This is a genomic window from Virgibacillus sp. CM-4 (assembly GCF_000445495.1).
Classification (GTDB): domain Bacteria; phylum Bacillota; class Bacilli; order Bacillales; family Amphibacillaceae; genus Virgibacillus; species Virgibacillus salexigens.
This window is the reverse complement of the sequence record NZ_AUQA01000002.1, coordinates 356,024-369,912: the sequence shown is the minus strand read 5'-3', so window position 1 is coordinate 369,912 and position 13,889 is coordinate 356,024. Positions and strand designations below refer to the sequence as shown.

General features: G+C 38.9%; 9 protein-coding genes. All 9 read left to right on the top strand.

Features of this window, described 5'->3' with window-relative positions; all coding sequences use genetic code 11:
* Nucleotides 1–449: 449 nt before the first annotated feature.
* The 9 genes from M948_RS25640 to glpK all read left to right on the top strand — a co-directional run bounded on the left by M948_RS25640 (nt 450) and on the right by glpK (nt 13,847).
* Nucleotides 450–1,466, top strand: a complete 1,017-nt coding sequence (locus tag M948_RS25640) for an ABC transporter ATP-binding protein (protein WP_021289231.1) — start codon at nt 450–452, stop codon at nt 1,464–1,466.
* The gene (locus tag M948_RS25635; RefSeq protein WP_021289230.1) at nt 1,453–2,385 is read left to right on the top strand and encodes an ABC transporter ATP-binding protein; all 933 of its coding nucleotides are present in this window, start codon (nt 1,453–1,455) and stop codon (nt 2,383–2,385) included. The genes M948_RS25640 and M948_RS25635 overlap by 14 nt, the downstream gene beginning before the upstream one ends.
* Nucleotides 2,386–2,392: 7 nt before the next feature.
* Nucleotides 2,393–3,355 (top strand): oligopeptide ABC transporter permease, encoded by a 963-nt coding sequence (opp4B, locus tag M948_RS25630; protein WP_021289229.1) that lies wholly within the window; start codon nt 2,393–2,395, stop codon nt 3,353–3,355.
* 28 nt (nt 3,356–3,383) lie between these two features.
* Nucleotides 3,384–4,289 carry an ABC transporter permease gene (locus M948_RS25625; RefSeq protein WP_021289228.1) on the top strand — a complete coding sequence of 302 codons (906 nt, stop codon included), beginning with the start codon at nt 3,384–3,386 and terminating at the stop codon, nt 4,287–4,289.
* Nucleotides 4,290–4,415: 126 nt separating this feature from the next.
* Nucleotides 4,416–6,248 (top strand): oligopeptide ABC transporter substrate-binding protein, encoded by a 1,833-nt coding sequence (gene opp4A, locus M948_RS25620; RefSeq protein ID WP_021289227.1) that lies wholly within the window; start codon nt 4,416–4,418, stop codon nt 6,246–6,248.
* A 209-nt stretch (nt 6,249–6,457) separates the two neighbouring features.
* On the top strand, nt 6,458–8,305 hold the full coding sequence (asnB, locus tag M948_RS25615) for an asparagine synthase (glutamine-hydrolyzing) (protein ID WP_021289226.1): 1,848 nt from the start codon (nt 6,458–6,460) through the stop codon (nt 8,303–8,305).
* A 415-nt stretch (nt 8,306–8,720) separates the two neighbouring features.
* Complete coding sequence (locus M948_RS25610; protein WP_021289225.1) at nt 8,721–11,105, top strand: penicillin acylase family protein; 2,385 nt, start codon at nt 8,721–8,723, stop codon at nt 11,103–11,105.
* A gap of 398 nt (nt 11,106–11,503) precedes the next feature.
* Complete coding sequence (locus M948_RS25605; RefSeq protein WP_021289223.1) at nt 11,504–12,340, top strand: MIP/aquaporin family protein; 837 nt, start codon at nt 11,504–11,506, stop codon at nt 12,338–12,340.
* 13 nt (nt 12,341–12,353) lie between these two features.
* Complete coding sequence (gene glpK / locus M948_RS25600; protein ID WP_021289222.1) at nt 12,354–13,847, top strand: glycerol kinase GlpK; 1,494 nt, start codon at nt 12,354–12,356, stop codon at nt 13,845–13,847.
* Nucleotides 13,848–13,889: the final 42 nt, after the last annotated feature.

The following is a 13,889-nucleotide window of genomic DNA, read 5'->3' as shown; positions in this document are numbered from 1 at the left end:
ATTAAGAATTTCACCATGTGAAAAGGGAAAAACTAAGAAAAAATACCTGCATAAATCGACAAATTATTTATCTATTAAATATACTAGCTTTAGAGGCGTAGAACGTTGATATAACTAGATATTAATGACTTTTGTCTGACAATTTTCGTCAGAATATAGACCGGATTATCTATGAAATATTGAAAATAATATTGCTTTTTCGAAAACATTCCCATATAATCACAATATATTAACATTGATAATATTCTCAATAAATAATTTATATTCGATGAACACGCCATTTTTTTGAGGGTGTGTCGTTAAAGTGAGTAATAAGTTTAGAAATATCAGAATAATTAAATATAATAGGGTATTATTTTTATTTTAAGATAAATTTTCTGAAGTTTCGTTCATTGTTGGCCTAGGGATAACTATACAAATGAATATAAAACAAGACTAGGGGGATTAATTTGAACAACGCATTATTAGAAATTAAAAACCTGAAGACATCTTTTCGCATTCGCGATGATTATTATGCGGCAGTGGATGATGTATCACTAACTGTAAATAAGAATGAGGTATTGGCCATTGTCGGAGAATCTGGATCAGGAAAAAGTGCGTTAGCATTTTCGGTCATGGGATTACATAATCGCGCAAAAATAGAAGGGAATATCTATTTTAAGGATCATGATCTTGCCAATCTGCCAGCCAATAAGCTGAATAAGCTGCGTGGCGATGATATGGCTATGATCTTTCAAGATCCACTAACAGCACTAAACCCGTTAATGACAATAGAAGAACAAATTGCTGAAACACTTTTACTCCATCATAAGAATCTCTCGAAGAAGAAACGTAGAGAGAAAGTAATAGATTTATTAAATCAAGTAGGGATTCCACGTCCTGAACATACATGTGATCAATTCCCCCATGAATTATCTGGAGGAATGAGGCAACGTGTCATCATTGCGATTGCAATTGCAAATGATCCTGAACTTCTTATTGCAGATGAACCCACAACAGCATTGGATGTAACCATTCAAGCGCAGATACTTGATTTAATTAATGATTTGAAAGAAAACATGAATGCTGGAATTGTTTTAATTACACATGATTTGGGTGTTGTTGCAGAAATGGCCGATCGTGTAGCTGTCATGTATGCTGGTCAAATCGTAGAAATCGCTGATGTTCATACATTGTTCGCTAATCCAAGGCATCCTTATACAAGGTCTTTATTGCATTCAATACCAAATATAGATGGAGGAAACGATAAACTACATGTTATTCAAGGCATTGTACCTCCATTACATAAATTACCTCGGGAGGGTTGCCGGTTCGCTGCCCGTATTCCATGGATAGACACTTCTGCTCACGAAACGAATCCAGAATTACATGAAATAAAGCCTGGGCACTTTGTTCGCTGTACATGCCATAATCAATTTTACTTCCCAGATGAAAAGAAGGAGGAGCAGGCGGATGGGATTTCTTGAAGTGAACGATTTGAAGGTACATTTTCCGATTAGGGGCGGTATTCTAAATCGAAAAATTGGGGCAATTAGAGCGGTTGATGGTGTGTCCTTTTCAATTGAAGAAGGGAAAACATATGGTCTCGTTGGTGAATCTGGTTCTGGAAAAACAACCACTGGAAGAGCAATTATTGGATTAAATCATATTACATCGGGCCAGGTTATGTTTGAAGGGAAAGATTTAACTAGCAAGAAAAGTAAAACCCAGCATGTTCGAAAAGACATTCAAATGATCTTTCAGGACCCTTATTCTTCATTAAATGCAAAAAAACGCGTGCTAGATATTGTTGCAGAGCCTCTGCGAAACTATGAAAAGCTAACTAAAATTGAAGAAAAGCTACGGGTGCAAGAATTATTAGAACAAGTTGGCTTAAACCCTGAAAGTATATTGAAATATCCCCATGAGTTTTCTGGTGGACAGCGACAACGAATTGGTATTGCTCGAGCAATTGCCTTAAAACCAAAACTGATTATTGCTGATGAGCCGGTGTCGGCATTAGATGTTTCGGTACAAGCACAAGTTTTGAATTTTATGCAGGAAATTCAAAAAGAATTAAATTTAACTTACTTATTCATCAGTCATGATTTAGGGATTGTCAAACACATGTGTGATGATATTGGCATTATGTATAAAGGTCGTTACGTAGAAGAAGGTACGAAGCAAGACATATTTAATAACCCGCAACATATTTATACAAAACGTCTGGTGGCAGCTATTCCTGATATTGACCCACAGAATCGCCAAAAGCAGAAACATTTGCGTGATGAAGTGCAAATGGAATATCAACAATATTATAACGACTACTTTGATAATGAGGGCTTGGCTTATAGATTACGGAACATTTCTGATTCACATCTCGTAGCTTTGCCAGAGAAAGGTTGAGTATAATATGTGGAAATTTATCGTTCGACGACTTTTAATTACATTGCCGCAAATTGTTTTACTTAGTATTTTAGTATTTGTTATGGCACAAATGATGCCAGGTGACGCATTAACCGGGTTAATTGATCCAAATATTGACCCCGCTGCTATTGAAGAGCAACGAGAGAAAATGGGGTTAAATGACCCGTGGTATATCCAATACGGTGATTGGATATCTTCGGCATTACAGGGAGACCTAGGACAATCGTTTCGTTTCAAGATGCCTGTCACTGATTTAGTAGAACAACGCCTGATAAATTCCTTTTGGTTAGGGTTAGTTACCCTTATTTTTACTTATATCATAGCAATTCCACTTGGTATTACGAGCGGCCGCTATAATGATACAATGCGCGACCAGCTAATTACTGGCTATACGTATATCGGTTTCGCAACCCCATTATTTATCTTTGCACTTGTTATGCTTTGGGTTGGGGGATTTCAGTTGGGATGGTTCCCAACAGGTGGAAGTGTGGCACCAGGATTAGAACCCGGAACATTTGAATATGCGCTCAGCAAATTTCAACATTTATTATTGCCAGGCTTATCGATGGCATTAATTACTACGGTTAATACGGTCCAGTATTTACGCAGTGAAATTATTGATACAAAGCAAAAAGATTTTATTGTCACTGCAAGAGCAAAAGGAGCCTCTGAATCACGTGTTTATAACCGCCATATTTTACGAAATTCGCTTTTGCCAATCGCTGCGTATTTTGGCTTTGAAATTACCGGTTTAATTGGGGGAACAGTGTTTATCGAGACGATTTTTAGTTATCCAGGAATGGGACTATTATTTATGGATTCTGTATTGCAGCGTGATTACAGTGTGGTAACCGCAGTTGTTCTGTTATTTGGGATAGCTTCCATTCTAGGAGCGCTACTTTCAGATATCATTCTAAGTCTTGTGGATCCTCGTATTCGTATTAAATAATAACTTGATAAACATGGAGGTGATTCAAATGGCCAATGCACATGTTGATACGGCTCAAACAGACACGGAAGTAAAAACCCCTTCTACATGGAGCATTATTTGGAGGGAAATTGTAAGGGATAAAGTAGCGCTTATATCACTCATTTTTCTTGTTGGAACAACTGGGTTTGTATATGGTATTTCAATATTTTTGGAACAATCAGAAATCGTAACCGTCGATTTATTTGCAATCAATGAAGCGCCATCTGAACAATTTTGGCTAGGTACTGATTACGGGGGAAGGGATATCTTTGGACAGTTAATTATTGGGACGAGGAACTCATTATCGATAGGTATTCTCGTTACACTAATGACCGGTGTTATCGGCGTCGTTTATGGACTGGTTTCTGGCTACTATGGGGGAACCGTCGATAATATTATGATGCGGATTGTTGATTTTTTCTTAATTCTACCATTCTTAATGATTGTTATTGTTTTTGTTGCAATTGTACCGAAGTACAGCATATGGTCCTTTTCCTTGATCATGACTGCTTTTCTGTGGATGGGAATTGCCCGCCTCATTCGCTCGAAAGCATTGCAAGAAAGAGAATTGGATTATGCACAGGCTTCTAAAACATTAGGAACATCTAATTTTAAAATTATGTTTACCCAAGTGTTACCAAATCTTAGCTCGCTTATTATTGTAACGATGACGTTAAATCTGGCCGCCAATATCGGCCTAGAGTCTGGGCTTTCCTTTTTAGGATTTGGTTTCCCGGAAACAACACCAAGTCTTGGAACACTACTAGGCTATGCAAGAAATCCACAAACATTGGAGTTTCACTGGTGGGTCTGGGTACCAGCAGCAGTTCTTATCTTCTTACTGATGTTGGCTGTTCGAAACGTAGGGGAAGCATTAAAGCGTGCTACTGACGCAAGACAGCGGAGAGGGTAAGCATAAATCCGATCATTTAGTAATACAGTTTACTAATTGTTACTTGCATCATCAGATGTTAAGTATAAATGCTGTCAACATCTTTGTTGACGCAACAAGAAAGACAAAAAAGGGGAGGTTATAAGGATGAGAAAGACAAGTTGGAGCAAAGCACTTCTCGCACTGTTGCTAGTTTTGCTGCTTGCTTTAGCGGCATGCAGTGGCGGATCTGAGGAGGGAGAAGCAGAGGGAGATAGTGGTGGATCTGATTCCAATAAATCAGAAGATAGTGGAAAGAAATTATATTCGATTGATGATTTTAGTGCGGAGAAAACAAATGAAGGAGAAGCAATTGACGGTGGTCACTTAAAATTTGGCCTCGTTACCGATACAGCGTTTGAAGGTACATTAAACTGGAACTTCTATTCAGGAACATATGATGCAGAGGTGATTGAATGGTTTGATGAACCTTTATTAGCAGATGATGAGAATTTTATGTATACCCAAGATGGTGCTGCGACATTTGAAACATCTGAGGATGGCAGAGTATTCACATTTACGATTCGTGATAATGTCAATTGGCATGATGGCGAACCAGTTACTGCAGAAGACTGGGCTTTCTCTTATGAAGTAATTGGTCACCCGGATTATAATGGCGTTCGTTATGGAGAGGACTTCACGAATGTAGAAGGAATGGAAGCTTATCATAATGGGGAAGCTGACAGCATTTCCGGTATTGAGGTAGTTGATGAAAAAACATTAAAAATTACTTACAAAGAAGCGACACCTTCGCTTCTAACTGGTGGAATTTGGCCATATGCGATGCCAAAGCATATTTTTGAAGACATTCCAGTTGCAAAAATGGCTGAATCACCTGAAGTAAGAGAACATCCGATTGGATTTGGTCCATTTAAAGTCGAAACCATTACACCAGGTGAATCGGTTGTTTATACGAAAAATGAGGATTATTGGCAAGGGGAGCCAAAGCTAGATAAAGTTACTCTATCAGTAATTAATCCGACCACAGTAGTGCAAGCATTAGAAACAGGAAAAGTTGATACCGTTGACAGTTTTCCAGTTGATCAATATCCGGACAATGCAGAAATGTCCAATGTTGAATTCTTAGGACAGATCGATATGGCTTATACGTATATTGGCTTTAAGTTAGGTACATGGGATAAAGAGAAGAAACAAGTGAAACCTGATCCTAATATGAAAATGGCGGATGTTAACCTACGTAAAGCGATGTGGCATGCTGTGGATAATAATGCCGTTGGTGAACAGTTCTATAATGGACTTCGCTGGAATGCAACTACATTAATTCCGCCATCTCACCCAGAATTCCATGATTCCGAGAATCCGGGTTTAGCTTATGACCCAGAGAAAGCAAAGGAAATTTTAGATGAGGCCGGTTACGAAGATGTGAATGGCGATGGTATGCGTGAAAATCCGGAAGGGGAAGAATTAGTAATTAATTTCGCCTCCATGTCAGGTGGGGACACTGCAGAGCCATTAGCAAACTATTATATTCAATCATGGAAAAAGGTAGGTCTGAATGTCCAACTATTGGATGGGCGCTTACAAGAATTCAATACCTTCTATGATCGTGTCGGACAAAATGGCGATGACGATCCAAAAGTAGACATCTTCCAGGGGGCTTGGAGCGTTGGGAATGATGTGAATCCAGCCGGATTATACGGCCGTGATGCCATTTTTAATTTCTCACGTTATGCAAGTGAGGAAAATGATAAGTTAATTGAAGAAGGAATTTCTGAAGCATCCTTTGATGTGGAACATCGTAAAGAAGTTTATAATGAGTGGCAAAAACTAATGGTTGAAGAAATTCCAGTATTCCCAACCCTTTATCGTTCCGAATTAGTACCGGTTAACAATCGTGTCCAAAACTATTCAATTGCTTTTGAATGGAGTGGATTACATGAGATTGCTGTTACCCAAGAAGAACCAATGAAAGCAGAATAAATCTAGTTGAAAAGGAAGCCTCTGACCAGGGGCTTTTTTTCATGAATCCGGCTTGCTATTCGATCAACTTTAACTAGAACCAAATAAAATAGTAATACTGCTAGACATGCAATCATATAGTAATAGATGGTGAATCTGTCATATTTACAACTGTTTCTGCATAAAATGCTGCGTAGGCTATTTATGCAACTTAGAGAGGGTGACGATATTTGTGCGGGATCACGGGTTATGTAGACTGGGGAAGCGATGTTCGAGCGAATAAACAAATGCTTCAAGATATGACAGAAACGTTGTCATTACGGGGGCCGGATGATACAAATTGTTGGATGGATCAGCATATTGCCTTTGGACATAAGCGTCTTTCTGTTGTTGACTTAGAAGGTGGAAAACAGCCAATGCAGAAGGCGAAAGATGGTTATACGTATACCATTACTTATAATGGAGAGTTGTATAATACGGATGAGCTTAGAAAAGAACTGCTGACAAAGGGGTATCGCTTTGCAACTACTTCTGATACGGAAGTATTGTTAACTGCTTATATGGAGTGGAAAGAAACATGTGTAGATTATCTAAACGGCATTTATGCGTTTGGTATTTGGGATGGACAAAAGAATCAACTATATATGGCGAGAGATCGGCTTGGCGTAAAGCCATTATTTTACCTGACGCAGGGGAAGCAGTTTATCTTTGGTTCAGAGTTAAAAGCAATTTTAGCACATAACGATGTGAAAGCAGAAGTAGACCGTTCTGGCCTAGCGGAAGTGTTTGGGTTAGGACCATCACGAACACCTGGGCATGGTATCTTTAAAAGTATGAAAGAACTTCGTGCTGGCCATGCGCTTACCTTTTCTATACATGGATTAAAGGTATGGCGATATTGGAATGTGGAAAGCCATCCGCATACCGATTCACTAGCGGATACTACAAATAAGGTAAGAGAGCTGTTTGTCGACGCGGTTCAGCGTCAACTCGTAGCAGATGTGCCTGTATCTACATTTCTATCTGGGGGCTTAGATTCCAGTGCAATTACAGCGATTGCATCCAATTATTTTACAAAGCAAGGAAATGCTCCTTTGACTACCTTCTCCATTGATTATGAAGGTAATGCAGAGCATTTCCAAGCAAGTAAATTTCAACCATCGATGGATCAGCCCTGGGTTGATAAGATGGCTGCGGCTTTTGCAACAGATCACCATAATGAAATAATCACAGGGAAGGAGTTAGCAGATCATTTAAAAGAATCCGTTGATCTACGTGATCAGCCAGGCATGGCTGATATTGATTCATCGATGCTTTGGTTTTGCAGGCGGATAAAAAAGCATACGACGGTGAGTCTCTCTGGGGAATGTGCTGATGAAATCTTTGGAGGTTATCCTTGGTTTCATGATCCTTCAAAGGAAGCAGGATCAGGATTTCCGTGGATGCGCTCCCTTGACTCGCGAATTCATCTATTGCACCCCGAATGGCAAGAAAAGCTAGACTTAAAAAACTATGTATTTGATCGTTACCAAGAAACGATTCGTGAAACACCTCGGTTACATGGCGAGAATGATACGGACGCGAGAAGAAGAGAATTGTTTTATTTAAATATGCACTGGTTTATGGCCCAATTACTAGATCGTAAAGATCGTATGAGTATGGGAGCCAGTCTTGAGGTACGAGTGCCGTATGCAGACCATAAATTGGTTGAATATGTATGGAATATTCCTTGGGATATGAAAATGGCGGAAGGAAGAGAAAAAGGCATCTTACGAAAGGCAATGGAAGGGATTTTACCTCATGACGTGCTATATCGTAAAAAAAGCCCATATCCGAAAACCTTTCAACCCGAATATACGCAAGCAGTAACGACATGGATGCAAGAGATTTTAGATGATAAAGAAGCACGGTTATTTGAGTTTCTTAAGCGTGAAAAGGTTGAAGCGATTTTACAAAGTGAAGGGAAAGAATTCAAAGACCCTTGGTATGGTCAACTAATGAAGGGCCCCCAACTTATTGCCCATCTCTGTCAAATTGATTATTGGCTGCGGAAATATAACGTAACAGTGAGTGAATAAAAGGTGTTAAGGCGCGGATATAGCTTAAGTAGTGAGTAACTCCCAAGTTGAATAATCTTTTATTGTTTAAATGGCAAACTGAAATATGGGCTGCTTTCCGCGGGCACGGACTCAGTTAACTTCGGTAAGCAAAAATCGCTTACCGGATTGGATCTTCGGACTCGTGCTGATTCCGCAGGAGTCACCCATATTTTATTTGCTATGATAATGGTATCCATTCCTTTCAGACAAGAATAGTATTTTTTGAACAAAATACTATTTCGAATCTGATAATCTCCTATCAATGCAGACAAATTAAAAAATCTGTTGCTTGGAGGCAGCTTTTAAGAGGAAAACCATAAGGATTTGCCGAAATAAGAAGATATTGATTAGAGAAAAAGATGGATTTGTCTTCGAAGAATATAGGAGGGGGAACATGGAAGAACGTGTATTTGATAAACAGCCACATAGGCAGGAAAGAAAGAAGAAAAAATTTGCCTTCATTACTAGTGGCATTTTATTGCTAACGATCGGTAGTTTGATCCTTTTTGTAAACGCATTCATTGGACGATCTGTTGAACAAGTGAATGGTACGATCAACTTACCAATCCTGAAAGAACAAGTACAGGTAATAACGGATGAAAATGGTGTTCCACATATTAAAGCTGCGAATGATCATGATTTGTACGTAGCACAAGGATATGTTCAGGCACAGTATCGGTTGTTCCAAATGGAGATGTCGAGAAGACAAGCATCTGGCACATTAAGTGAAGTAGTAGGAGAAGCAGCGATTGATCAAGATAAATATTTTCGAACATTGGGTCTAAGAAGGGCAGCTACCAAATCCTACGACATTTATAGCGAACAAGCAAAGCAGGTATTACAATACTTTTCCGATGGCGTAAATGCTTACGTGGATGAAGCAATACGGACCAACCGTCTGCCGATTGAATTTACCTTAATGGGAATAAAACCAGAAGCATGGACACCAATAGATTCATTAACCATTGGGAAGTATATGGCGTTTGATTTAGGCGGGCATTGGGAAAGACAAGCATTCAACTACTACTTATTACAAAACTATCCGGAAAATAAAGCGTATGAACTATTTCCTGATTATCCTGAAGAGAAGCCAGTAATTATGGAAGAACCGTATGTATCGATACCAGAAAGCTTTGATAAGGCGATTATCCCCCCTGCTTTTAATGGAAGTAATAACTGGGTAGTAAGTGGGGATAAAACAGCATCCGGATTACCGTTACTTGCAGATGATCCTCATTTAGGATTAGCTACCCCATCTATATGGTTACAGATGCAATTGGAATCAGATACGAATCATGTAAGTGGTGTTATATTTGCAGGTGTTCCTGGAATTATTTTAGGTCATAACGATACCATTGCATGGGGGGTTACAAATACAGGCCCAGATGTACAGCAATTGTATTTAGAAAAACAGCATCCTGAGAGGGAAAATCAATTTTACTATGAAGGGAAATGGGAAAAGGCAACGGTTATAGAAGAACCGATTAAAGTAAAAAATGAGGAAACACTAGATTATCATGTAGTAGAAACGAGGCATGGGCCAATTATCTCTGAATTCGCTGAAGAAAGCGGAAAAGATACAATGCTATCTTTAAGGTGGACAGCACTCGAACCTACCACAGAATTGGAAGCCATTCTTGAAATAAACCGGGCAAGTGACTGGTCTTCTTTTGAAAAAGGGCTTGAAAAGTTTCTCGTACCTGCGCAAAATTTTGTGTTTGCACAGAAAAATGGAACCATTGCTTATAAGGCAAATGGAAACATACCAATCTATCAGGATGGGACTGATGCGTTATTACCATTACCAGGGTGGGAGAAAGAAAGTGAATGGAAAGGGTATATCCCTTTTGAACAATTACCACGTATTGTAAACCCTGCGAAAGGTTATATTGCTACAGCAAATAACAAAATTACAACAGAAGATTATCCTTACCATATAAGTAATGTTTGGGCACAACCATATCGGTATGAACGAATAGCAGAAGTATTAGAATCTAGTAATGCATTAACCGTTCGTGATATGCAAGATTTGCAAATGGATACAAAGAACATGCAAGCAGAAGAGTTTGTCCCTGTTTTTTTATCGATATTGCGTAATATGAACATTTCAGAAAAAGAAAAACAAGCGGTCAATGTCATGAAAAAATGGGATTACCATGATGAAGCAACAGCAGTACAACCATTAATCTTCCATCATTGGATGAATGAATTAGAAGCAATTATCTATCAAGATATACCAGATAATATGATGGATTTATTTGGTTCGCGCGGTCAAACAACAGATGAGCTAATTCGAAAATCTGTTGAAGGAAAAGATGCAATATGGGTAGAGAACGCAGGTGGATTACAGCAGGTAGTAAAGGATGCACTAACAAATTCATTGAATAAACTTGAAAATGACTTTGGAAAGAAGATGAATGGTTGGCAGTGGGGAGATTATCATCAAGTCTCTTTCCGTCATCCATTATCTGAAATCAATCCAGTACTAGAATTCTTTTTCAATAATGAAGCCCCTTTACCTGTTGGAGGGAGCAAAGTAACACCTATGGCTGCTGCCTACAAAACAGAGACAGGTATCGTGAATCATGGAGCTTCTTGGCGTTTTGTTGTCGATATGGAAGAGCCAAAAAAAGGGTATCATATAGTGGGCCCAGGACAGTCTGGTCATTTCAAAAGTGATTGGTATCATGATCAATTAACAGATTGGGTTCATGGCAGTTATCATGAAACAACACTTTCGCAATCACAAGGTAATTTGTTGATTTTCCAACCAGAATAAATAATAGATTGGTCTAAATGCTAAAGTAGGACAATATTATTACCCGGGAAATATCGAAAAATGATTTTGTTTCACGGAAAAGCTCGAAATAGAAATAAGCTGGGTAAAATGACTATGGTTTTTTTTTCTAAACGTGATCAGAAAGCACATTCGATTAGGATGGAAAATTTAGAATATTATTTAAATCTTGACAGCGTTTGCATACTAAAGTATGATTAGTTTACAAGTTAATTATGTGGCGGAGAATAGGAGACCCACACTTTAATCGTATCTTCCTTGGGGGGAGTATATCATTTAAAGTGCGGGTCTTTTTGCATACCATCAATCATATGTTGGAGATGTAAACGTTTTTTTAAAACATAGTTAGCTTTGAGAAAATAAAATAAGGGGTGTTATACATGGCTGAGTCTGAATTTCTAGCAGAACTAATCGGCACGATGATTCTAGTTATCTTTGGGGGCGGAGTTGTTGGAGGCGTTTCCTTAAAGTCATCAAAAGCAGAAGGTGCTGGTTGGATAGTCGTAACCATTGGCTGGGGACTCGCGGTTGCATTAGGTGTATATGCGGTTGGTAATTATTCACCAGCTCATATTAACCCAGCAGTTACGTTAGGCTTTGCAGCAATAGGAGAATTTCCATGGTCAAAAGTACCAATGTATATAACTGCACAAATGATAGGCGCAATTATTGGGGCGGCAATTGTTTTCTTAAATTACTTACCGCACTGGAAGAAAACGGATGATCAAGCAGCAAAATTAGGTGTATTTGCAACTGATCCGGCAATACGTAGTCCTTTTTCAAATTTATTAAGTGAAATTGTAGGTACATTTGTACTAGTGATGGGTCTTTTATTCATTGGTGCAAACGAATTCACAGAAGGGTTAAACCCAATAATTGTAGGGGTATTAATTATTGCGATTGGGATGTCCTTAGGTGGAGCAACCGGTTATGCAATTAACCCTGCTCGTGATTTAGGTCCACGAATTGCTCATGCGATTCTACCAATTCCCGGAAAAGGTGGCTCTGATTGGGGATATGCATGGATACCAGTTTTAGGTCCAATACTAGGAGGCGTCTATGGTGCGTTCTTTTATAATGCATTTTTCATGGGTGATTTTACAGTAGGTTTTTGGATTACAAGTGTTATCATGGCTATATTAATTGTAAGCGCTGCTAGTATGGAATTAAAGAAATCGCAAACGGTTTCTGATAAAATAAATAATAAGGCTGTTTAAGGAGGAGATAGTGATGAGTAAACAATACATTTTGTCAATTGACCAGGGTACTACAAGCTCTCGTGCGATCATCTTTAACCAAAATGGTGAAATTGTAGAGACAGCTCAGAAGGAATTTGAGCAATTCTTCCCATATCCTGGCTGGGTAGAGCATGATGCAAATGAAATCTGGACCTCCGTACTTGCGTGTATTGCTGAGGTGCTACGCAAGGCAGATTTAGAAGCAAATCAAATTGCGGGTATCGGTATTACCAATCAACGAGAAACAGCAGTTGTTTGGGATAAACATACTGGTAAACCTATTTATAAAGCAATTGTATGGCAATCGCGTCAGACAGAAGCTATCTGTAAAGAGTTAAGAGAAGCTGGATACAATGATCTATTTAGAGAAAAAACAGGTTTATTAATTGATCCATACTTCTCTGGTACAAAGGTTAAATGGATCTTAGATAACGTAGAAGGAGCAAGAGAAAAAGCCGATAATGGTGACCTTATGTTCGGCACAATTGACAGTTGGTTAGTTTATCGACTTTCTGGTGGAACTACGCATATCACTGATTATTCAAATGCTTCCCGTACATTAATGTTTAATATTTATGATTTGAAATGGGACGATGAGCTACTAGAAATTCTCACTGTACCTAAGAGTATGTTACCCGAGGTAAAACAATCTTCGGAGGTTTATGCACATACGGTATCTTACCATTTCTTTGGTGAAGAAATCCCGGTTGCTGGAATAGCTGGTGACCAACAAGCAGCGTTATTTGGTCAGGCATGTTTCGAAAAGGGAATGGCTAAAAATACTTACGGTACGGGTTGCTTTATGTTGATGAATACAGGTGAAGAAGGCGTTAATTCCGAAAATGGTCTTTTGACGACACTTGCATGGGGAGTAGACGGAAAAGTAGAATATGCACTTGAAGGAAGTATCTTTGTAGCGGGATCTGCGATTCAATGGCTTCGCGATGGGCTTCAATTAATCCAAGATTCTCCAGAAAGTGAAAGCTATGCAAGTAATGTTGATAGCACGGATGGAGTATATATGGTTCCTGCCTTTGTTGGATTAGGTACACCTTATTGGGATAGTGATGCTAGAGGTGCCGTGTTTGGTCTTACTCGTGGTACCACAAAAGATCATTTCATTCGTGCCACATTAGAATCACTAGCGTACCAAACAAAAGATGTGTTAAATGCAATGATCGCTGATTCAGAAATTGATTTAAAAACACTACGTGTTGACGGTGGAGCAGTTAAAAATAACTTATTGATGCAATTTCAAAGTGATATTATAGGAGTTCCGGTGGAGCGCCCTGTCGTACAAGAAACAACAGCTCTAGGCTCAGCTTATTTAGCAGGTCTTGCTGTTGGGTATTGGAAGGACAAAGATGAGATCGCACAGCAATGGAATGTTGAAAAGACATTTGAAAACAACATGGAAGACCAGCAACGTGAAGATTTATATGCAGGATGGAAGAAGGCAGTTGAAGCAACACGTGTATTTAAATAAAACATACGACTGATATAAAAAGGGGTCATGATTATCGCAATT